Source organism: Acidobacteriota bacterium, assembly GCA_016700075.1.
GTDB lineage: Bacteria > Acidobacteriota > Blastocatellia > Pyrinomonadales > Pyrinomonadaceae > OLB17.
The window spans coordinates 1,577,279-1,598,202 of record CP065000.1 but is presented as its reverse complement, the minus strand read 5'-3'; the positions used below and the strand labels follow the sequence as shown (position 1 = coordinate 1,598,202).

Annotated in this window: 21 protein-coding genes and 1 pseudogene; 4 read left to right on the top strand and 18 right to left on the bottom strand. The window is 53.0% G+C overall.

Annotated features, from left to right (window positions below):
- Nucleotides 1-11: 11 nt before the first annotated feature.
- The 4 genes from IPM50_07180 to IPM50_07165 form a co-directional block, all read right to left on the bottom strand.
- Nucleotides 12-3,707 (bottom strand): multifunctional oxoglutarate decarboxylase/oxoglutarate dehydrogenase thiamine pyrophosphate-binding subunit/dihydrolipoyllysine-residue succinyltransferase subunit, encoded by a 3,696-nt coding sequence (locus IPM50_07180; protein ID QQS34339.1) that lies wholly within the window; start codon nt 3,705-3,707, stop codon nt 12-14.
- Between the two features lie 81 nt (nt 3,708-3,788).
- Nucleotides 3,789-4,409 carry a hypothetical protein gene (locus IPM50_07175; protein QQS34338.1) on the bottom strand — a complete coding sequence of 207 codons (621 nt, stop codon included), beginning with the start codon at nt 4,407-4,409 and terminating at the stop codon, nt 3,789-3,791.
- Nucleotides 4,375-4,863, bottom strand: a complete 489-nt coding sequence (nusB, locus tag IPM50_07170) for a transcription antitermination factor NusB (protein ID QQS34337.1) — start codon at nt 4,861-4,863, stop codon at nt 4,375-4,377. The genes IPM50_07175 and nusB overlap by 35 nt, the downstream gene beginning before the upstream one ends.
- 19 nt (nt 4,864-4,882) lie before the next feature.
- Nucleotides 4,883-5,332: a 6,7-dimethyl-8-ribityllumazine synthase gene (locus IPM50_07165; protein QQS34482.1), complete on the bottom strand. Its 450-nt coding sequence runs from the start codon at nt 5,330-5,332 to the stop codon at nt 4,883-4,885.
- Nucleotides 5,333-5,512: 180 nt separating this feature from the next.
- Between IPM50_07165 and IPM50_07160 the strand changes: the two genes are divergently transcribed.
- Complete coding sequence (locus IPM50_07160; protein ID QQS34336.1) at nt 5,513-6,472, top strand: SDR family NAD(P)-dependent oxidoreductase; 960 nt, start codon at nt 5,513-5,515, stop codon at nt 6,470-6,472.
- On the opposite strand, the gene IPM50_07155 is transcribed toward IPM50_07160, so the two are convergent.
- A complete protein-coding gene (locus tag IPM50_07155) occupies nt 6,469-6,963 on the bottom strand; it encodes a demethoxyubiquinone hydroxylase family protein (GenBank protein QQS34335.1) in 495 nt (164 codons plus the stop codon). The genes IPM50_07160 and IPM50_07155 overlap by 4 nt on opposite strands.
- 332 nt (nt 6,964-7,295) lie before the next feature.
- Between IPM50_07155 and katG the strand changes: the two genes are divergently transcribed.
- Nucleotides 7,296-9,431 (top strand): catalase/peroxidase HPI, encoded by a 2,136-nt coding sequence (katG, locus tag IPM50_07150; GenBank protein QQS34481.1) that lies wholly within the window; start codon nt 7,296-7,298, stop codon nt 9,429-9,431.
- 106 nt (nt 9,432-9,537) lie between these two features.
- Here the strand turns inward: katG and IPM50_07145 are convergent, their stop codons facing one another.
- From IPM50_07145 to nth, 13 genes and pseudogenes are all read right to left on the bottom strand, one after another.
- Nucleotides 9,538-10,044 carry a hypothetical protein gene (locus tag IPM50_07145; protein QQS34334.1) on the bottom strand — a complete coding sequence of 169 codons (507 nt, stop codon included), beginning with the start codon at nt 10,042-10,044 and terminating at the stop codon, nt 9,538-9,540.
- A 152-nt stretch (nt 10,045-10,196) separates the two neighbouring features.
- A complete protein-coding gene (locus IPM50_07140; protein QQS34333.1) occupies nt 10,197-10,754 on the bottom strand; it encodes a DUF4256 domain-containing protein in 558 nt (185 codons plus the stop codon).
- A 36-nt stretch (nt 10,755-10,790) separates the two neighbouring features.
- A complete protein-coding gene (locus tag IPM50_07135) occupies nt 10,791-11,063 on the bottom strand; it encodes a hypothetical protein (GenBank protein QQS34332.1) in 273 nt (90 codons plus the stop codon).
- A 35-nt stretch (nt 11,064-11,098) separates the two neighbouring features.
- A pseudogene (locus IPM50_07130) lies at nt 11,099-11,707 on the bottom strand (dihydrofolate reductase family protein).
- A 59-nt stretch (nt 11,708-11,766) separates the two neighbouring features.
- Nucleotides 11,767-12,765, bottom strand: a complete 999-nt coding sequence (locus tag IPM50_07125) for a hypothetical protein (GenBank protein ID QQS34331.1) — start codon at nt 12,763-12,765, stop codon at nt 11,767-11,769.
- Nucleotides 12,766-12,781: 16 nt separating this feature from the next.
- On the bottom strand, nt 12,782-13,207 hold the full coding sequence (locus IPM50_07120) for a DUF1801 domain-containing protein (GenBank protein ID QQS34330.1): 426 nt from the start codon (nt 13,205-13,207) through the stop codon (nt 12,782-12,784).
- Between the two features lie 104 nt (nt 13,208-13,311).
- Nucleotides 13,312-13,812, bottom strand: a complete 501-nt coding sequence (locus tag IPM50_07115; protein QQS34329.1) for an SRPBCC family protein — start codon at nt 13,810-13,812, stop codon at nt 13,312-13,314.
- Nucleotides 13,813-13,823: 11 nt separating this feature from the next.
- A complete protein-coding gene (locus IPM50_07110; GenBank protein QQS34328.1) occupies nt 13,824-14,144 on the bottom strand; it encodes a winged helix-turn-helix transcriptional regulator in 321 nt (106 codons plus the stop codon).
- A gap of 234 nt (nt 14,145-14,378) precedes the next feature.
- Complete coding sequence (locus tag IPM50_07105; GenBank protein ID QQS34327.1) at nt 14,379-14,582, bottom strand: DUF433 domain-containing protein; 204 nt, start codon at nt 14,580-14,582, stop codon at nt 14,379-14,381.
- Between the two features lie 293 nt (nt 14,583-14,875).
- Complete coding sequence (locus IPM50_07100; GenBank protein ID QQS34326.1) at nt 14,876-15,451, bottom strand: HNH endonuclease; 576 nt, start codon at nt 15,449-15,451, stop codon at nt 14,876-14,878.
- Nucleotides 15,452-15,453: 2 nt separating this feature from the next.
- Nucleotides 15,454-16,329, bottom strand: a complete 876-nt coding sequence (locus IPM50_07095) for a site-specific DNA-methyltransferase (protein QQS34325.1) — start codon at nt 16,327-16,329, stop codon at nt 15,454-15,456.
- Nucleotides 16,330-16,412: 83 nt separating this feature from the next.
- Nucleotides 16,413-17,507, bottom strand: coding sequence for an aminofutalosine synthase MqnE (mqnE, locus tag IPM50_07090; GenBank protein QQS34324.1), 1,095 nt, complete (start codon nt 17,505-17,507; stop codon nt 16,413-16,415).
- Nucleotides 17,508-17,533: 26 nt separating this feature from the next.
- On the bottom strand, nt 17,534-18,172 hold the full coding sequence (nth, locus tag IPM50_07085; GenBank protein ID QQS34480.1) for an endonuclease III: 639 nt from the start codon (nt 18,170-18,172) through the stop codon (nt 17,534-17,536).
- 144 nt (nt 18,173-18,316) lie between these two features.
- Here nth and IPM50_07080 point away from each other — a divergent pair, with 144 nt between their 5' ends.
- Nucleotides 18,317-18,649: a hypothetical protein gene (locus tag IPM50_07080; protein ID QQS34323.1), complete on the top strand. Its 333-nt coding sequence runs from the start codon at nt 18,317-18,319 to the stop codon at nt 18,647-18,649.
- A gap of 25 nt (nt 18,650-18,674) precedes the next feature.
- The gene (locus IPM50_07075; GenBank protein ID QQS34322.1) at nt 18,675-20,909 is read left to right on the top strand and encodes a nitric-oxide reductase large subunit; all 2,235 of its coding nucleotides are present in this window, start codon (nt 18,675-18,677) and stop codon (nt 20,907-20,909) included.
- Nucleotides 20,910-20,924 lie beyond the last annotated feature (15 nt).

The following is a 20,924-nucleotide window of genomic DNA, read 5'->3' as shown; positions in this document are numbered from 1 at the left end:
TCTTCAAACTTCTAATTCTGTACTGCAGCGGTGCTCTCCGCAGAACCGGTATTCAGAGTTTCCGCGACGAGCTTAGACTGTTCGAGCTCGTGTATCGCGTATGATCCCGTTGCGGGTGAAGCGGACGCGGGCCGGCCGATAAATCTCAATGCCTTGCCGTCGGGCAAAACAGCCTCGATGCGGCGTTCGACGAACTGCCAACCGCCCATATTCATGGGTTCTTCCTGCACCCAGACGATCTCTGCAGCATTTGAATAAGAGGCGATGGCATCACGGAGCCGTGTCGCCGGAAAAGGATAAAACTGTTCAAGCCTGATGATGGCTACGTCGTTGTTTTCACGTGCTGCCAAGAGGTCGTAATAGACCTTTCCGCTGCAAACCGCAACGCGGCGAACTGATTCCTTGCTTTCGATCGAAATGTCATCAATTACAGGTTGAAATCCGCCATTCTCAAGCTCGGCCATCGTGGATGTGGCGGCCGGCAAACGGAGCAGGCTTTTAGGCGTCATCACGACGAGCGGACGAACGCTGTCTTGCCTGACCTGCCGACGCAGCAGGTGGAAATACTGTGCAGGTGTGGTCGGATAGCAGACCTGCATATTGTTCTCGGCACAAAGCTGCAGGTAGCGTTCGAGCCTTGAGCTGGAGTGTTCCGGACCTTGGCCTTCGTAACCGTGCGGCAACAGCATCACCAGTCGGCATTTCTGCTGCCACTTGTCCTCTGATGCCGAAATATACTGATCAATGATGATCTGCGCGCCATTCGAGAAATCGCCGAACTGAGCCTCCCACATTACGAGGTCGTTGACGCAGACGACGGAATAACCGTACTCGAAACCGAGAACGGCGTATTCGGAAAGCGAGCTGTCGAAAACGTAGAACCTCGCAGTTGGGTTTCGTTCGCTGGTCAGTTCGCCGAGCGGTGTCCAGCGGTCGCCGGTCATTGTGTCGTACATCGAAGCGTGCCGCTGAGAGAAAGTTCCACGCCCCGAATCCTGACCGCTGATCCGAACGGGAGTGCCTTCGGCCACCAGCGTTCCGAAAGCCATAGCTTCCGCAAAACCCCAATCCATCGGCACTTCGCCCGAGCCCATCTTTGCACGACGGCCGAGTTGGCCAACCATCTTAGGATTGATATTGAATCCGTCAGGAACCAGCGATACCTTGTCCGCGACCTTAGAAAGTACATCTGCAGACGCGCCGGTCTCCAAAATGGTCGAGCCGTCCTCGTCATTAGGATGTTGGGGCAAGGCAGCTCGTGCAGGCTTTTCGGACGCGATCTGTTTCGCATGCGACAAAATGCCTTCGTACTTTTCGACGACCTTGTCGGTCATCGCCTTAAGGTCGTCCTCAGATATGACGCCCTCACGGATCAGCTGCCGGGCGTAAAGGTGCTGTGTGCCCGGATGTGCCTTGACGCGGGCGTACATCACAGGCTGTGTATAGCTCGGCTCATCGCCTTCGTTGTGGCCAAGTCGTCTAAAACCGACAAGGTCGAGTACAACGTCCTTGTTGAAAGTGTGACGGTATTCAAGTGCGATCTGTATGACGCGAAACGCAGCTTCCGGATCATCGCCGTTGATATGGAAGATCGGCGTCTGCGTGATCTGAGCGGCGTCGGTAGAGTAAATAGAACTTCGGCTAAGTTCCGGCGATGTCGTGAATCCGATCTGGTTGTTGATAACGATGTGTACCGTACCGCCGGTCCGATAACCGGGCAGATTAGCGAGCTGCAGCGTTTCCATCACGACGCCCTGACCCGCAAACGCTGCATCACCGTGGAGCAGGACCGGCATCACTCTATCGTAGGCTTCCTCACGAGTTAGCCCTGCACCGTTCCTCAGATCGTCCTGACGAGCACGGGCCATGCCCTCAACTACGGGATTCACGGCCTCCAGATGGCTGGGATTACACGACAACTGTATGCGTATCTCTTTTCCGTTCCGTGTTTTACGGTTGCCGATGGCACCCTGGTGATACTTCACATCACCTTCGTCAGCAGGGAAGTCAGGGTGCGACGTTCCTTCAAAGACCGTGAAAATACGTTCCGCCATGTCTCCCGTTTCAGGGTCGCCAATGATGTTCGACAGAACATTAAGGCGCCCACGGTGAGCCATTCCCATGTAGATCTCGTCTATGCCGCGGATCGCGGACTCCTCGACAAGCTGATCAAGCATAGGAATAACGGTCTCACAGCCTTCGAGCGAAAAACGCTTCTGGCCCAAATATTTCTTGTGCAGGAACTGTTCGAACTGCTCAGCTTCGATCAGCTTTTGCAGCAATTCTTTCTTAATGTCGGCTGCGAGCGGCTCTGTATCGACGAAGTGTTCGCGGACTTTCTGCCTGATCCATTCTTTTTCTTCTTTAGATTGGATGTGGCGGTATTCGATACCGACCTTGCCGCAGTATGCACGCCGAAGAATACTCAAAATTCGCCGCAAACTTGCCGTTTTTTCACCGTGCAGTCCGCCTGTAATGAATTCACGGTCGAGGTCCCAGATCGTAAGCCCGAAATTTTCCAGATCAAGCTCCGCCGCATGGTAAGAGGTCATCCCAAGCGGATCGATATCCGCCAAAAGATGGCCGCGCGTGCGATATGCGTTAATGAGCTGAAGGACATTCGCCTGCTTTTCTATGTGTTCGGCTTCGCGGTTGCTGCCGAAAAGAGCGGGATTGTTATCCGTGGCCCAGCGAAGCGGAGGGTAATTCAGTTCGATATCGGCAAAGATGCCGTCATAAAAACCGTGCTTTCCAACCAGATATTCATGAATTCGGGCGAGAAAGAGTCCGCTCTCCGCACCCTGAATGACGCGATGATCGTAAGTGTTCGTCATCGTCATTATCTTGCTGATGCCGAGCTGGGACAGGGCTTCGTCGGTCATCGCCTGATATTCAGCAGGGTATTCAATAGCTCCGGTCGCAATGATCGCACTTTGGCCGGACATTAAACGCGGGTTCGACGCCACAGTGCCTATCGTGCCGGGATTGGTCAGCGAGATCGTGGTGCCCTGAAAGTCGGCTATCTCGAGCTTTCCTTCGCGAGCCCGGGAAATCTTGTCATTGTAAGCATCAAAAAACTCAGAGAAATTCATCGCCTGAGCTTCTTTGATATTCGGAACGAGCAGGTTCCGCGAGCCGTCCTTTTTCTTGATGTCGATGGCTATGCCGAGATTGACGCTTTCACGTTCCAGACGGGCCGGCACTCCGTTCGTAAGGCCGTAGCCTGTGTTCATCGAAGGAATAGCCCTTGCGGCCTCTACTATCGCCCAAGCAATGATGTGTGTGAACGATGCTTTGCCGCGGCCGCGGTTCGCTAAGTGTTCGTTGATGATCCGTCGATTTTCCTCTAAAAGCTTGACGGGGATGGATCGGAAGCTGGTTGCGGTCGGAACCAAAAGGCTCTGCTCCATGTTCTCGACGATCTTTTTAGCCGGGCCCGTGATGGGTTTCCCATCTGTAACCTCGAGTGCCGCCGCTTTTGATGCTGTCTTTTGCGGTTCTACGGGCTGTACCGACGCATTTGCTGCTTTGGGCTCACCGCTTTCCGACGAGGCGGTCAGCAGTTCACCGAAATACTCCTGCCACGACTCATCGACCAGCTTGGGATCCTGCCTGTATCGTGCAAGCAGTCCTTCTACGTAGGTGGCGTTAGAGCCAAAAGCCTCTTTGATAAATCCCGAGATATCTTTGTTTTCCGTCGTATTCATCTCAACCTCTGACGTAAACCCCTATGATACCGCATATCGCGGCCGCAAAGTAACTCTTTGGCGATCGAATGCAGCGAAATGTCAGCGGAGCGGATTCGGGACCTCTAGGTCAAAGTCAACTGGGATAACGCGTTTGAAGGAAAAGCCGAACTTCTTAAAACGCCCGAACACAAAGATGCGGCCTTTCACCTTCCATTGCTCTTTTGAGTCAACGAGTTCGCGATAAGCGGCACGCAAGATATCGGTATTGCGGATATAAGCTCGAACGGGAAGCGTGAGCGGTTTTGAGGGGTCGCCCGAAAGCTCGAACGGCTTGCGATATTCCTCAATTTCTAGGGGTATTCCGTTTACGGTAATACCGTGAAACATAAGGAATTCGACTTTACCTCGTTGTTTCGGAGGCGAAATGTTGGTTGTGACCTCCAGGATAATTCCCGTCAGCCCGATGTCGACGACACGCGGACGAGGCACCTTGACGACGGCATCAGGCTTAGCGGAATGCCCCTGATCGGCGTTGCTCTGTTTTGGGTCGGGTTCAACAAGAACCTTGGCTCTGTGGACCTTGTAGCCGCGGATCTCTTTTGGCAGCTCCTGAGCCGCTGCGGTGGAAAAGAGAACAAGAATGCCGAGGAGAATAACAGCGGATACCCCGTAATAGGTTCTGCTGCTATTTTGTTGTTGCCTTGGTCTTGATGGCGTCATCTGCTGTCGATGCGTCATTCTCGAGATCGTGCTTGATCGCATCAAGGATGCCGTTGATGAACTGGGTAGATTCAAAGGTCGAAAAACAACGAGCGAGTTCGAGTCCTTCGTTAATGATGACAGTCGCCGGCGTATCCCGATACAGGAGTTCGTAAATGGCGAGTCTGAGAATGTTTCGGTCAACGCACGCCATTCGCTCGATGCGCCAATGTTCCGCCCGATGCTTGATCCGCTCATCAACGACCTCGATCTTCTCGAGAGTACCTTTCGCCAGGCTGTCGGCGAAATCACGAGTGGCGGCGTCTAGGCCATCCTCGCCAAGAGTGCCCCAGTAGTTGTTGCAAAGGTCGTCGGGAGCGGTTTTCGCCACATCTGCGGCAAAAAGCATTTGCAGTGCGGCTTCGCGGGCTTTGTGCCTTGTGCCTGAACTCTTCTCTGGCTTTTCAAAAGACATCGGGATACTGCTGATGTTGCTAAATTTGGACGGGATCGCTGATCTCCCGGCAGATGTGAGCCATTTCGATCGCCGTGACCGCAGCCTCATTGCCCTTGTTGTGAGGATCGTCCGCGTCACCGGCTCGGGCGATCGCCTGCTCTAAATCCTCGGTCGTTATCACTCCGAATATCACCGGCACGCCTGTTTCCAGCGAAACATCCATTAAACCGCGTGCTGCCTCGCCTGCGACAAAGTCAAAATGCGGCGTGTCGCCCCTGATAACGCAGCCCAAAGCAATGACCGCATCAAACTTTCGCGTATCAGCAGCCTTTTTGCAAGCGAGCGGCAACTCGAAGGCCCCGGGCACAGCAAAAATGCTGATATGTTCTTCCGCACATCCGGCAGATGTCAGCCCGCGGATGGCACCTGCCTCAAGCTGTGATGTGATGTTGCGGTTCCAACGGGCAACGACGACCGCAAACCTCATTCCTTCAGCAGACAGGTTCGTGCGTTCGAATTCAGTTTTCAAATAGTGCCTCCCATCATTGCTGCGTACCTCGTAAAGTATAGTTAACGCAGAGCTTAAAACACAAGGGAAACGCTGCGTCAGCCAAAATCAACGCGAACTGCCTCGCACCTTCCGCGTGGCTGAGATAAAATCTCGGGTGTGACGCGAAACATACTTGTAACGGGCGGAGCGGGTTTCATTGGCTCGCACCTAGTGGACAGGCTCCTGGCGGAAGGCGGCTGGCAGATCACCGTCGTTGATGATCTTAATGATTTTTATTCGCCGGAGATAAAGCACTCGAATATCGCGGAGCATCTGAAGCGGCCGGAATACAAATTCATCGAGGCGGACATTCGCGACGAGGACGCGATGGCGAAAGTTTTCGCTAGTGAGAAATTCGATGTCATCGCCCATCTCGCGGCACGAGCCGGAGTGCGGCCGTCGCTTTCCGAACCGAAGATATACGCGGAAACGAACATCAACGGTACGTTGAACTTGCTGGAACTATGCCGTGAACACGGTATCAAGCAGTTCGTTTTTGGCTCATCATCGAGTGTTTATGGCATTAATCAAAAAGTGCCGTTTGCGGAGGACGACCGCATCCATCAGCCGATCTCGCCATACGCGGCTACAAAGGCAGCCGGCGAACTCATTTGCCACACATACTCGCATCTCTACGATATTCGCTGCATTTGCCTGCGGTTCTTCACTGTTTACGGTGCGCGGCAGCGGCCCGACCTCGCGATCCACAAGTTTGCGAAACTTATCACCGAAGGCAAACCGATACAGGTTTTCGGTGACGGTTCGACGCGGCGTGACTACACATATATTGACGATATAATCGACGGCGTCCGAGCAGCGATCGACTACGACAGCTCGATATACGAGGTTTTTAACTTAGGTGAATCGGAGACAACCGAACTCAGCCAACTGATCTCGCTGGTCGAACGGTCGCTCGACATGAGCGCGGTCATCGACCGCCAGCCGATGCAGCCCGGCGACGTTCCGGCGACTTTTGCGGATATCAGCAAATCACGCCGGCTTTTGGGTTACGATCCCCAAACAAAGATCGCCGATGGTATTCCCAAGTTTGTCGATTGGTTTAGGTCAACCGTCTAACTCCAACCAAATACTCGTTTCATGATAGGCAGCAGGCGATGTCCGCTCACGACGTCGCGGAAGAACACCTCGTGTTCCACTTCGACGCGTGCCATGTCCAGCAGATCGTTGACACAATCCTGCATGCCGAGTTCACGGGCAAAAACGGCCGCATCCTCGTATTCGACGGAGTTCTTGCTTTCTAAACGGCCGGCAAAGTACATCGGCATGAACCATCCCGATACATAGCAGGTCAGTCCCAAAACGCGGCCGATGGTCCAGAATACCTTTTCTCTAAACGGCCTAGGTGCAGCTCCGAGTTTCGCGAGCCACTCGCCGACACGCCGCCGGTGATCCCATTCTTCTTCTTCGATCTGCCTGATCCGCTCTTTCTCGGGCGAGTTCTTCAAACTCTTCCAGTGTCCGCGGTAGGCATATGCGGCCGCAACTTCGCCGGAAAATGCGCTTTGAAGTATTCGTACTAGGTCTCGTTTGGAGGCTTCATCTGCCATGGCCACAATCTTATCACCAACAAGCATGTCGCATTTCTTTGGAAATGGAGGTACTTGGAATTGACAGCACTTAGAATTGGAATTATTCTAAAAAAGTAAGAGTCGACGCCGGGTTTTAAAAAACTTTTACCGTAAGCCTCTAGTTGGTTAAGGACGTCGGCAGGAGCGATTTCAGGTCGGTTATTATTCGCTGTAACGATAATCTTTAAAGTTTTAAACAGATCTACACAAACAGTTTGGGGGACAATCAAATGCAGAACATAGAAGAACAAAACCAAGGCGAGGCTTTGGAGATCAATGATTCAAGCAGGTGCCCGTTCACGGGCGGTGCAATGAGTTTTACGACCAGCACAAAGCGGTCTAATCGTGACTGGTGGCCGAATGCTCTCGACCTGAAAATACTCAGGCAGAATTCAGAGCTCGCCGATCCGATGGGCGAGGATTTTGATTACGCAGCGGAATTCAAGACGCTTGACCTGAACTCGGTCATGGAAGACCTGAAGGCGCTGATGATCGATTCGCAGGACTGGTGGCCGGCAGACTATGGCCACTATGGGCCGTTCATGATCCGTATGGCTTGGCACGCCGCAGGAACGTATCGCGTTGCGGACGGCCGCGGCGGTGCCGGCAACGGCGAGCAGCGTTTCGCTCCGACGAACAGCTGGCCCGACAACGGCAACCTCGACAAAGCACGCCGTTTGCTTTGGCCGATCAAACAGAAATACGGCCGCAAGCTTTCGTGGGCAGACCTTTTCATTCTCGCCGGTAATGCGGCGCTCGAATCGATGGGCTTCAAGACATTCGGATTCGGCGGCGGCCGTTCGGACGTTTGGCAGGCTCAGGAAGATACCTATTGGGGCTCGGAGGGCGAATGGCTCGCAGACAAACGCTACACCGGCGACCGCGAGCTTGAAAATCCTCTTGCAGCGGTTCAGATGGGTCTCATTTACGTAAATCCGGAAGGCCCTAACGGCAATCCCGATCCGCTCGCGTCTGCACGCGACATTCGTGAGACATTTGCCCGCATGGCTATGAATGACGAAGAGACCGTCGCTTTGACCGCCGGCGGCCACACGTTTGGTAAGGCACACGGTGCGGGTGATGCTGCACACGTCGGACCCGAACCGGAAGGTGCGCCTATAGAAGCACAAGGTTTCGGCTGGTTGAGCACATACGCTTCGGGCAAAGGTGCAGACACGATCACCAGCGGTATCGAGGGTGCTTGGACGCCGACGCCGACGCAGTGGGACAACAGCTATTTCGAGACACTTTTCGGCAACGAGTGGGAGCTTACAAAAAGCCCCGCAGGTGCGAATCAGTGGCGTCCTGTGAACGTTGAGCCGAACGTCCCCGACGCTGCCGATCCAAATAAAAAGCATCTGCCGATGATGACCACCGCCGACATGGCGATGCGTATGGACCCGGCGTATGAAAAGATCTCGCGTCGGTTCATGGAGAATCCGCAGGAATTTGCCGATGCCTTTGCACGAGCTTGGTTCAAGCTGACCCACCGCGACATGGGTCCTAAGGCACGCTACCTCGGGTCGATGGTTCCGTCGGAAGACTTGATCTGGCAAGATCCGGTACCGGCAGGCACGCGTATAGACGCAGGCGACGAAGCCGCTCTTAAAGCGAAGATCCTCGAATCGGGCCTGAGTGTTTCGGAATTGGTATCGACGGCGTGGGCCTCAGCTTCGACGTTCAGATGCTCAGATTATCGCGGCGGTGCCAATGGTGCCCGCATCCGCCTGACCCCGCAGAAATTCTGGGAGGTCAACAACCCCGTACAGCTTGAGAAAGTCTTGAACGTTCTTAGTGCAATTCAGTCCGAATTCAACGCGGGCGGCAAGAACGTTTCGATCGCGGACCTGATCGTGCTCGGCGGCAATGCGGCTATCGAAAAGGCCGCGAAAGATGCCGGAAATGACGTTGCCGTGCCGTTCACCTCGGGTCGTGGCGATGCTACGCAGGAGCAGACCGAGGTCGATTCATTCAAGTTCCTCGAACCGCAGGCGGATGGTTTCCGCAACTATAAAAAGGGACATCACAAGACGCCCGCCGAGGAATTGTTGGTTGACAAAGCCGCGTTGCTGGGCCTGACCGCACCCGAAATGACGGTGCTTGTAGGCGGTTTGCGTGTTCTCGGTGCGAACTGGGACGGCTCGAAGCACGGCGTATTTACCGACCGTCCTGGTCAGTTGACGAACGATTTCTTCGTTAATCTGCTCGATATGGGCACGCGTTGGGAGCCCGCTAATGGCGACGGCCAGGTTTTCAACGGTGTCGACCGTAACACCGGACAGGTCAAATACACCGGCACCCGCGTCGATCTGATCTTCGGTTCAAATTCGGAGCTTCGGGCACTTGCCGAAGTTTATGCCTGTGCTGACGGCAAGGAAAAGTTTCTGAAAGACTTCGTTGCTGCCTGGAACAAGGTGATGAACGCAGATCGTTTCGACGTTGTGTAAACTGTTCAGACTGACGCCTTCAGGCGTGAATCTCTAATTATTGTGGGCGGCCCTATAATGGGCCGCCTTTTTTTCATCGTTGAAATGTTGCCGGATGGGACCATTTCTAATTGAATTTTGAGCCCAATGCCTTCATCCACTCCCATGGTTTCTTAACAACCGGAGCGGCTTTGGCGATGAAGGAACGTTTTTGCCGGGCTTCGTCATCGAAGCCGTCACAATCCGCGGTCTTTCGAGCATCGCTATAGCTGACGGCCACGGTATTATGATCCTCAGAGCGAGCGGGCTTTGGCGGTGTGAAATTGATGCGATCAGCTTTTGAACCGTCGGTTTTTGCCGCGAATGTCGAATTTTTCCTTGCCGGCCGTTTGATAGCCGAGGCGTACACATCCGAGTTCCGCGATACGGCGCGCAAACCGGAAATATCCCAGTTTTTGGCAGGTTCGGACGATGGGGCCGGACCATCAATGCTCACAGGCGAAGGCGTGAGCGGATCAGCGCCAAACTCAACCGCCGCAACATCAAGTTCAAGCGGGGCCTGCAGCTGCGTATAGACGACAAATGCGAACTGGATGATCCCTACTAAAACTATTCCCAAGATCCATTTTTTCATTCGCCCTCCTCGTAAACCTGATAAAACAGGTTTAACAAATCTTAGTATAAACTTTAGTATTCAGGGTTGTATAGGTTCCGGCGAAAAATGTAGTGAATCAGCTTGCGGATCCGTCTTTATCTCCTTGAGCTTTGACCTATTCTCAGCCGCTTTCATATCCTCAGCGAACCGCGAAAGCCCCTCGCGGCGTAATACGATTCCGCTCCGTTGTGATAAATGAAAACGTGGCCGTAACGCCAGTCGCCGAACAACGCTCCTCCGCGCTCACGAATATCGGCAGGAGTCGCGATCCAGCTTGAAGTTTTTGTATCTACGGGGCCGAAACTCTGAAGTTTGCGGTATTCGGCTTCGTCGAGGATCGCGATGCCCATTTCGGCGGCCATTCCGAGAGCACTGTGGGCGGGTTTGTGCTCCTTGCGGGATGCTAAAGCCGCAGCGTCGTAGCAAACGCTCCGCCGGCCTTTCGGACTTTCAGGCGAGCAATCGACAAAAATGAACTCGCCGGTCTTTTTGTCAAAACCCATGACATCAGGTTCGCCGCCGGTGCTCTCCATCGCAAAAAGCGAACCGAGTTTGGCGGGACTTTTCTTGAGTTTGGCCTCGACGGCGGCCCAATTGACGCCTTTGTGGCGGTGTTTATTCGCATCGAAACGTGATTTGAGAGTTTCAATGAGGGCGTTGCGTTCGGCGGCGGAGAGGTTTTTCTTCATAGCGGCGACATTATCGCAAAATATACCGAATCAATACTAATCTGACGCTGAATTGCCCGCGGCATTGTCGAGAACATCCAAAAAGAACTGCGGAATTTCGATCTGGTACCTTGCCGCATACGCGATGAATTCGTTAATGGTCATTGGCGAATACGTCCTGCCGTACTGACATTTGCGGTCTTCCTCATAAGAATAGACCTTGCCCTCAAAATACAGGTATCCGCTCTCGCCCCACTGATCCACGTGCCCGACCGTAAAATGCGGATGCTCAAGATAATAGATGTTCTCGTAGTTTTCAATTTCATTCATTAGGAGGGATCTCCATCAACAAGTCGCCGACCCGACTAACCGTTCTCATTCTCCTCTATCTGAGGCGCTCCGGTTTTTACGTCGCCGTCGCGTGTGTATGTGATGCAGATGTTGCCGTTTGGCGAGATCAGGCTGTCGGTCACCTTGAAGGACGCCGGGATCGTGCCGTTCTGGAAGAGGCGTTTTCCCTCGCCGAGCGTGATCGGCATTATCATCAGTTCCAATTCATCGACGAGGTCGTTTTTGAAAAGCGTCTGAAGCAGGTCCGCGCTTCCGAACACGTACAGGTCGGGGCCGTCCGTTTGTTTGAGCTCGCGTACCTTTTCCGCAAGATCGCCGCCCAAAAAAACCGTCGGCTACCAATCGCTTGAGGTTCGAGTGTTCGAGGCGACGTACTTCGTCGCAGTCATCACATTCGGCCAGAAATGCGAATGCGTCGGCCAATACGGCTCCCACATGTCAAACGTCTTCCGCCCCAACAGCAGATCCACCGGCTTGGCCAGCCGCCTCTGTATCACTTTCCCGGCTTCCTCGTCCGTATATCCGAAAAACCACCCTTCATACTTAAACCCGTCACCGTCTGCTTCCTCGTTCTGTATGACACCATCGATCGTCATGAATTCTGCTGCAATTATTTTTCTCATTATTTCTCCTTATCAGATTTCAGTGCTTGGTGAGCAGCTTCTCGAAGCTTAGCTCCTTATTAGTAATCGTCTGAAGAACACCATCGCTGCACCCATGTTGCTATTTTTGTCTTGCATAGATTGGCGTCAGTCTTGATCGTGTTCATTTTGTTTGGAGCTGCCTTCCACATGTTTGTGACAACAAATTTGCTGTCCACACCCATCTCGTCAAGGTATTTATAAATGTCTACGTAAACCTGCGAGGTGAAGGGCACAGCTCCATTCGTGGTGTAGATTTGATGAAGCCCTAGGGAAGGATAAGGAGACCATATAGTACGTTTCTCACCGCCCATGAATACAAGAGGACAAGCTGAGTAGCAGTTATTCCACAATGTGGTTTCAAGCCCAAGTGAACGAATATATCGCCCGGCCTTTAGTGCTTCATAAACCGATCCTCCCCCGCAACCGAGTGAGATAGTCTCAACATTTGGATTATTTTTTATTGCCGAAATAATCTTGTCAGAAAATCCAGATTCGATCGGTCCCAAAATTTGGAGAACTTTTCCTTGATTGGTAATTCGGAAGAAAGTTTTTTCTTTGCCTTCACCAATCCACCTATTTTTTGGTATCCCATGATTACCCACACAATCAAGATTCCATTCAATTACTCGTTCGCCATATGACATCGCAAGAATGTCCTTTGCGACATTTGAGAAGTTATCTAGCGAAATCGCCATAACCCTTAAATTATGTGCGTTTTTGCTAGTCCTGAGCTTAAAGTTGGGTTGATACTTAACTATTAAATGCTGAACAAACTTCTGCTGTCCTAAGAGACTTCCGAGCACAAAACAGGAATGCTCGGGAATATCAATCTCGTTGTACATAGTTCCAACATGGAGTTCATCGTTTATTGCATCGGCTGCGGAGCGAATCTTTTTTGCTAGACTGTTTGACGCCTTAATCTTCTGACGCAATATTTGTTCGACTTGCTCGGGGGGTGATTTCTTGTTCTGACCACTCATATCGGCTCCTAATCCAAACAAAAAGAACAACAAAAGCAGGAATTTCATATTTCTCATAATGTTCCTTATGCGATTAATTCGTATTCTCAAACCCAAACGCAATTGCCGCTTTGAGAACGTCGGTGTTTATATCTTTTAGAGCTTTGAACCTGATGCAATAGCCGGTCACGGTCGCTTTGCCGAGGGTGCTGGCGTATGTTTCGGCCAGGTATTTTTTGTCTTCGATACCGAGGATATAGACGGAGATCCCGCTTTTGTTTGGACTCAGGCCGATCTGATAGAACTCGCGAGTAGTCCCGTTGGCGTATTTGTGGGGGCGAGACCCGTATCCGATATCCGGATTAGAAACGACCTTGCCTTCGCTGCTTTTGCCGTCGAGAAACCACAATTTGCATCCCGGATCTACACGCCGGATCATATCGTGCAATGTTTGGATATCGGTGCATTTTGGTTCCGGGTGGCTGGCAATAAACTGTTTGATCTGTTCCTGTACGTTCATTAGATTCTTATGAGGCTGCTTCAGCAGTCTTCTTCGATCATAGCCCCGTCGTTCACGGCGGGGCTATGCGTCGCTTCGCGGAATGACCGACCGTCGGTCTAATTCTATTGGGCCGAGATCCCCGCCAGCACGTTGTCGAGCTGCTTATAGCTCATTTCCATGCCGTCGGTCATGCCTGTTGATACCGCCGCATCGCGATCCTCTTTCGATGCGAATTTGATCGAGGTTGTGACGTGGGTAATGCCATCGGATTCGTTGAACGTGACCGTGATGATCGATGCACCATCGCCCATCGATCCGCCCATATTGCCGGGGTCGTAAACCTGCGTATGCACGATCCTTTCGTGCGGCACGAACTCAAGCATTTCTCCCGTGAAGCCGAACTCAACGCCGTTCGCGTCATCGCGCCAACGCCAGCGGTACTTGCCGCCGACCTCTGTGGTCATCTCGCACACCGGCATCGACCATCCGGGCATAGCCGTTAGCCAACGACGCATCAACTCGGGCTCCGTATATGCCCGCCACACCAGCGACGCCGGTGCATCAAAACTTCGTTTGATCAACACTTCTTCATCCGATGGTGTGCTTACTTCTGCAGGTTTCATTTCTATAGCTCCTATTTATCCTTTTGTTTAAGTTCGGTAAGTAACGAATCGAGCTGTTCGAACCTCGATTCCCATATCATTCGATATTGCTCCAGCCATTCATCGATCTCTTTCATCTTCTCGATCTCAAGTGTGTAAAAGATCTCGCGGCCTTTCTGTTCCTGCGTTACCAATTCGCATTCGGTGAGTATCCGAAGGTGTTTCGAAACCGCCTGCCGCGAGGTGTCAAAATGCTCCGCAATAGCATTCGGCGTCATCGCCTGCAACGCGATCAAAGCAATGATCGCCCGCCTCGTCGGGTCCGCAATGGCCTGGAAAATGTCTCGTTTCATGACCGTGAAAACATTATGCAACCACACGGTTGCATATGCAAGCGGATACGTCGCATTTTTTGATCGCGTAGCGATCGACGATTGTAGCCGTGGGTTTCAACCCGCGGTTTCGGTGCAAAAATGAAAGTTGCCGCGTCAGCGGCAAATGAGATGGATCGTTCAATCGTCGCTACGCGACGCGGTTCCTGTGGCAATTGTCCGTGGGTTGAAACCCACGGCTACAGTCAACTGCCGCTACACGGCCGATTCGTCGAGCTGCGCCAACGCTTGCTCGCGAGAAACTATTGGAAAGTCATCCAAGAATTCTTTGAGTGTGTGTTCCCCGGCGAGATAATCGAGCAGGCTCTGGGTGGGCACACGCGTACCGGTAAATACAACCGCTCCGCTCATGATGTCCGGCGACGAGGAAACAACGCTGGTCTCGTGAGTCGTGTTCATAGCCGCATTATAACTGAAAATATCAACGGACCGGGCCGGGTTTCGGCCGGTTGTTGTTGTCTTTTCGGGCTTCGTCGAGCACCCGCGGCCCTTCGGAAGCCATGTTTTGGCCTTCGTGAGGGACTTGCACCGCTTCGGGAGCGACTTGTAGTGCTTCGGGTCGGACTGTTGCTGCTTCGCAAGCCATTTTACTCGCTTCGTCAAGCACTTGCACGGCTTCGTGAGGAAGTTGCAGGGCTTCGTGAGGCACTTGCAGCGCTTCGTCTGAGACTGGCGCCGCTTCGTCTGCGATTTCAATCGTTTCTCTTCGACTTGAACTTGGTTAATAACCACTCGAGCACCGCTTCTTGGTCCGAGATCGTCGCACGGCGAATTTGAGAAAGTAAATGGACGCGATCGGGCTTCGGCATCGATGCATTTTGAATGCCTTCGTTGCAGTTAGTGCATAACGCTCGGAGGTTGTTGACCGAATCGTCGCCTCCTTTGGACTTGTCAACAATATGGCCCATCGTTAGACGAACCGTCCGTGCCGGATTGAACGGGTCGACATCGCCGGCCGCCAGTCCGCACATCTGGCACGTGTTTCCGTTTCTATCGAGAACTCTTGCGCGCGTCTCCTTAGAAATATCCCTTGCAAAAGCGGGCAAGCGTTTATCTGTTTCGAGTAAATATTGGTTGGGCTTCAAGTCTGCTCGATCTTTGTGCGAAAGAATTTGATAGCCGTCCTCATTGCGTAGCTCCCGCACTCTACGCGCCCACTCCACGGCACCGCCGCTCGCGGCCTGAATATCTCGTGACTCCAACACCTTGCCAAGGTTAGCGAGGAAGTAGTCGAGAATCTTCTTTTTCGATCCGGGTTCTCGTGCCATGTCTATTCCGCCGTCTTGCGCATTTGGAGTTGGGGTTGAACTGTTCGCCCACGTTTCTCGCTCAACTCTACGTACTCTGGATTCAGCTCAATCATTATTGCTTTCCGCCCCAATTCCATAGCGGCAACACCAGTGGTTCCCGATCCGCCGAAGGGATCGAGGACCAAATCACCAGTTTTCGAGCCAAGCAGAATACATCGTCGTGCCAATTCCCGCGGGTAAACCGCTTTGTGGCCGTTGCCGCTCGGCTCTGGACCAAGATGCCAGAAGTTCCGAAGGTTTGCTCCTGTTGGTTCACGAAAGCCTTGGGAATCGTAGAAGTATGTCGGCGATTTCGTCAGCAGGAAAATCTCCTCAGTACAGGTTGTCGGGCGGTTTTTGACGCTTTCCGGCATCGCGGTTTTCTTCACCCACGTGATGCGCTGACGCAAGTACCATCCGTCCTCTTGCAGAGCGAAAGCCACGCGCCACGGAAGTCCCATCAAATCCCTGTCCTTCAATCCCCAGATCTCGGGCACCTTACAGTTTCGTTTTTGAATGAGCTTCTTTGTGTTACCTACGATAGCGTTCGGCCCGTGACCGCCGGTACCACCGTTACGGGCGTATGCATCCCCAACGTTGAGCCAAACCGTCCCGTCTTTTCGGAGGACGCGCTTCACCTCGGCAAATACCTTGACCAAATTTGCCACGTATTCGGCCGGCGACGGCTCAGCCCCAATTTGACCCGGATGGTCATAGTCGCGTAGGCCCCAATATGGAGGCGACGTTACACAGCACTGAACAGTTTCAGCATCAATTGTGGGCAGAAGCTCAAGACAGTCGCCGTTAATGACGCGATAGCGATTAATTTCGTCGATGGCCTTTGGGATTTGAAGCATTTTTTCTTTCGATTATATCCAACCTAACCTTTACCCGGAACGCAGCACCCACACTTCACTCAACGTAAAACTCGACAACAAAATCACACTGCGGCGACGCGGTTGTAGACTGTGTCGCGTTCGACGGCCTCGAAGCCTGCACGCTGGATCATTTCGATGATCTCTTGTTTGGTCATTTTTACTTCGCCTTCGGCGGCGTAGGCGTGGGTTAGTTCGCCGCCGTCGGTGATGGTGCCGTCGAGGTCGTTGGCGCCGAAGTGGAGGGCGGTCTGGGCGGTGGCTTTGCCGAGCATGACCCAGTAGGCTTTGATGTGGTCGAAGTTGTCGAGCATCAGGCGTGAGACGGCGATGGTCTTGAGATTATCGATCGCGTCGGGGCCGGACAGGCTGTCGAGCGCGGTGCCCGGCGGATAAAACGCGAGCGGGATAAAGCACTGGAAGCCGCCGGTCTTGTCCTGCTGTTCCCTTAAACGCACGAGGTGGTCGATGCGGTCTTCGATGGTCTCGATATGCCCGTAGAGCATGGTCGCGTTGGTCTTGAGGCCGGCGTTGTGGACCTTGCCGGCAAGCTCGAGCCAACGTTCGCCGTCGCATTTGTGATCGCAGATACGCGAACGCGTCGGTTCGGCAAAGATCTCAGCACCGCCGCCGGGACATGAGTCCATTCCCGCGGCTTTCAGCTTTTCAATGACCTCTTCATCGGACATTTTGTAGAAGCGTGCAAAGAAATCCAGCTCGACCATCGTCAGAGCCTTTAGGTGCAAGGCAGGGAACTCACGCTTCAGCGATGAAAAAAGGTCCGTATAATATTCGAACGGCAGCTTGCTGTTGAGCCCGCCGACGATGTGCAGCTCGGTCGCGCCCTCGGCAACCGCGTTGCGTGCGATCTCGATGCCTTCTTCGATCGAATGCGTGTATGCGTCCTCTTGTCGAGCACGCCGATAAAACCCGCAGAATTTACAATCCGCGACGCAGATGTTCGTGTGATTGAAATGACGATTGACGTTGTAATACGTCGTCAGGCCATGCTTGCGGCGGCGAACGGTGTCGGCCAGTTTGCCGAGAGCGTTGAGGTCAGTCGATTGGAACAACGCCATGCCTTCGTCAAACGTCAGCCGCTCGCCGTCTTCCACTTTGAAGGCTATTTCGATCAATTTTGAGTCAAATGAGAACTGCATACCGATAAATAAATTCTACCACTCTTTCATTCGCTTCGGCGCGACGGGCAGATGTCCGCGAGCGTGCATTCTCCGCATTTGGGCCGGCGTGCGATGCAGACGCGGCGGCCGTGCCACGTGATCCATTGGCCGAATTTGATCCAGTGTTTTTTCGGGACGATCTGCATCAGGTCGCGTTCGATCTTTTCGGCGGTCTTTTCGTTCGAGAGGCCGAGCAGATGCGAAAGACGGATGTTGTGAGTATCCACTACGATGCCTGCCGCTACACCCATCGCCTCGCCGAGAACGACGTTCGCGGTCTTGCGGCCGATGCCGGGGAGGGTGAGCATTTCGTCCATGGTCTGCGGCAGCTCGCCGCCAAAATCATCGATCAGCCGTTGGCAGACCGCACGAATTGCCTTTGTTTTCTGACGAAAAAATCCACACGTGTAAATATCGCGTTCGATCTCTGCCGGATCGGCATCAACGAAATCCTGCGGCGTGCGATATTTGCGGAACAACTCGGGCGTGACCTTGTTGACGTTCACATCGGTGTTTTGAGCAGCAAGTATTGACGCGATCATCAGCTGAAACGCGCTGCCGTGATCGAGCTCAACGCGTGCGGCCGGATAAAGCTTCTTCAGACGTCTCGCTACCTCTGCAACATGGTTCTTTTTGTCGATCATCAAGGCCCAATTATATGACATTCCAGCCGAACGCCGATAAGCCCGTCGGCGGGCCTTTTGTTCGTCCAGTTCCTTTTATGATTGCAATCATTTTTATCGCGGGGCTCCGGATATACGTTGGAACAGGTAATTGGAGATCTAACATTGAAACATATCAAATTGGTCGCGAATTTAATGGATCCGGATACTGATCATCAATCGAAGGACCTCGCGGTGAGCCACCTGTTCGAGGGCGAGTCACGAAAGGTCGTCGCCGTTCGATTGCAGAATAATGCAGTGCTTGCCCGTCATCACGCAGATATCCCGATCACGGTGCAATGCATATCGGGTAAAGGGGTTTTTGCCGCCGGAGCGAAACTTGATGAATTTCAGGAGCTGCGGCCCGGCGTCTTGCTCACGCTAGAGGCGGGCGTCGAACACGAGGTGGTCGCCGATCCGGACGTCTATGTATTGGTAACAAAATTTACGCATAAATGATCTCTTGATCGAGGAGAGGGTCGATATGAAAAGGCTTTGGATAATTCTATTTGCAGTATTTATTTTTTCATTCGGAATTTTGGGTTGGGTCGGTTCAGAGATCTTTCGACAGGCTCCGCCGATACCTGACGCAGTCGTTTCTACAGATGGACGGGTCGTAATAGGCGCCGGGCAGGTGCTAGATGGCCAAAACGTTTGGCAGGCAATGGGCGGAATGCAGGTCGGTTCGATCTGGGGGCACGGTTCATATGTGGCGCCCGATTGGACGGCAGATTACCTGCATCGCGAGTCGATATTTATCCTAAATTCGTGGTCGAGAAGCGAATTCGGCCGCGAATACGAATCGATCACCAGCGAGCAGCAGGCCGCCTTGCGCCAGCGTTTGCAGTATCTGATGCGAACCAATACATACGACGAGGCAACTGGCAAGATCTCGATCGACCCGCTGCGGGCGGCTGCCTTTGAAGACAATCTCGCTCATTACACAAATGTCTTTGCAAACGGCAATGCCGCATACGCGATACAACGCGGAGCTCAGGCAGATCCGGTCAAACTAAGGCATTTAACGGCGTTCTTCTTTTGGACGGCATGGGCATCAGCGGCAAATCGTCCGGACAATACGATCTCATACACCAGCAATTTTCCAGCTGAGCCGCTGGTAGGAAACGTGCCTACAAGTTCGGCCATCGTTTGGACCGGCGTTAGTGTGATCATGCTGATCGCGAGCATTGGGGCGATGGTTTGGTTCTACGCCGGATGGCGAAAAGAGGATGATCATGCTGAAACGCCCGACGACGACCCACTGATCGGCGAGACACTCACGCCATCGCAAAAAGCGACAGTCAAGTATTTCCTTGTCGTGTCGCTATTGTTTCTCTTACAGATCGTAATGGGAATAATCACGGCGCATTACGGTGTCGAGGGCGGCGGGTTTTACGGCATACCGCTTTCTGATTATTTGCCGTATGTCGTATCTAGAACCTGGCATACACAGGTCGGTATCTTTTGGATCGCTACGGCATGGCTTGCAGCCGGATTGTTCATTTCGCCTTACATCTGCGGCAAAGAGCCAAAGTATCAGAAGCTCGGCGTCGATGTGTTGTTCGTTGCACTGCTGATCGTCGTCCTCGGGTCAATGGGCGGCCAATGGATGAGCGTAATGCACAAGCTCGGTAGCGGTGACATGTGGTTCTGGTTCGGCCATCAAGGCTACGAATACGTAGATCTTGGCCGAGTATGGCAGGCGGCATTGTTCATTGGCTTATTGTTATGGCTGTTCCTGATCGGCCGCTCGGCGATACCGGCGCTCAGACGCGAGGGAACCAACAAGTCGCTCGTCTGGCTTTTTATGGGCACGACCGCCGGCATCGCCCTATTCTATGCCCCGGGGTTGTTTTGGGGAATGCGTTCACACATTACGGTCGTTGAATACTGGCGTTGGTGGGTAGTTCATCTCTGGGTCGAAGGATTTTTTGAGGTTTTTGCGACCGTGGTCATCGCCTTCCTATTCGCTAGACTGAAGGTGATCAAGGCCGAACACGCGGCCCAAGCCTCTCTGCTATCGGGCGCAATATATCTGAGCGGCGGCATCATCGGAACACTGCATCATCTGTATTTTGCGGGCACGCCGACGATTGCACTCGCATTTGGTTCTGTCTTCAGTGCACTCGAGATCGTGCCGCTCGTATTTGTAGGATACGAGGCGTTCGAGAATATCAGACATTCAAAAGTTAAGCCGTGGCTCGCTCAGTATAAATGGGTGGTCTATTTCTTCGTTGCAGTCGCGTTCTGGAATCTCGTCGGCGCAGGCATTTTTGGATTTATGATCAATCCGCCGATCGCCTTGTATTATATGCAAGGGCTCAATACGACAGCGGTCCACGCCCACGGCGCCTTGTACGGCGTTTATGGAACGCTCGGCCTGGCACTTCTGCTATTCTGCATGCGTGCGATGCAGCCTGAGCGCATCTGGAATACAAAACTGCTCGGGTTTGCGTTTTGGGCGATCAACATCGGTATGCTGATGGAAATGCTCCTCAGTCTGCTGCCGATCGGCTTGCTGCAAACCTATCAATCGGTTTCGGTCGGATATTGGTCCGCCCGCAGCCCCGAATTTATGCAGACCGATCTAATGCAAGGATTGCGATGGATGCGGATCGTCGGCGATACGGTCTTTGCGGTTGGCGCGGTCGCGTTCGTTTGGTTCGCCCTCAACCTAATGTTGACGAAGGGCAAGTACAATATAGTTGAAGACAATTAGTCCGAGAACCAGGCT

Bases quoted from the DNA above. Each gene is read 5' to 3' on its own strand.
- IPM50_07180 (QQS34339.1), bottom strand. From the start codon at position 3,707: ATGAATACGACGGAAAACAAAGATATCTCGGGATTTATCAAAGAGGCT.
- IPM50_07175 (QQS34338.1), bottom strand. From the start codon at position 4,409: ATGACGCCATCAAGACCAAGGCAACAACAAAATAGCAGCAGAACCTAT.
- nusB (QQS34337.1), bottom strand. From the start codon at position 4,863: ATGTCTTTTGAAAAGCCAGAGAAGAGTTCAGGCACAAGGCACAAAGCC.
- IPM50_07165 (QQS34482.1), bottom strand. From the start codon at position 5,332: ATGAGGTTTGCGGTCGTCGTTGCCCGTTGGAACCGCAACATCACATCA.
- IPM50_07155 (QQS34335.1), bottom strand. From the start codon at position 6,963: ATGGCAGATGAAGCCTCCAAACGAGACCTAGTACGAATACTTCAAAGC.
- katG (QQS34481.1), top strand. From the start codon at position 7,296: ATGAGTTTTACGACCAGCACAAAGCGGTCTAATCGTGACTGGTGGCCG.
- IPM50_07145 (QQS34334.1), bottom strand. From the start codon at position 10,044: ATGAAAAAATGGATCTTGGGAATAGTTTTAGTAGGGATCATCCAGTTC.
- IPM50_07140 (QQS34333.1), bottom strand. From the start codon at position 10,754: ATGAAGAAAAACCTCTCCGCCGCCGAACGCAACGCCCTCATTGAAACT.
- IPM50_07135 (QQS34332.1), bottom strand. From the start codon at position 11,063: ATGAATGAAATTGAAAACTACGAGAACATCTATTATCTTGAGCATCCG.
- IPM50_07125 (QQS34331.1), bottom strand. From the start codon at position 12,765: ATGAGAAATATGAAATTCCTGCTTTTGTTGTTCTTTTTGTTTGGATTA.
- IPM50_07120 (QQS34330.1), bottom strand. From the start codon at position 13,207: ATGAACGTACAGGAACAGATCAAACAGTTTATTGCCAGCCACCCGGAA.
- IPM50_07115 (QQS34329.1), bottom strand. From the start codon at position 13,812: ATGAAACCTGCAGAAGTAAGCACACCATCGGATGAAGAAGTGTTGATC.
- IPM50_07110 (QQS34328.1), bottom strand. From the start codon at position 14,144: ATGAAACGAGACATTTTCCAGGCCATTGCGGACCCGACGAGGCGGGCG.
- IPM50_07105 (QQS34327.1), bottom strand. From the start codon at position 14,582: ATGAACACGACTCACGAGACCAGCGTTGTTTCCTCGTCGCCGGACATC.
- IPM50_07100 (QQS34326.1), bottom strand. From the start codon at position 15,451: ATGGCACGAGAACCCGGATCGAAAAAGAAGATTCTCGACTACTTCCTC.
- IPM50_07095 (QQS34325.1), bottom strand. From the start codon at position 16,329: ATGCTTCAAATCCCAAAGGCCATCGACGAAATTAATCGCTATCGCGTC.
- mqnE (QQS34324.1), bottom strand. From the start codon at position 17,507: ATGCAGTTCTCATTTGACTCAAAATTGATCGAAATAGCCTTCAAAGTG.
- nth (QQS34480.1), bottom strand. From the start codon at position 18,172: ATGATCGACAAAAAGAACCATGTTGCAGAGGTAGCGAGACGTCTGAAG.
- IPM50_07075 (QQS34322.1), top strand. From the start codon at position 18,675: ATGAAAAGGCTTTGGATAATTCTATTTGCAGTATTTATTTTTTCATTC.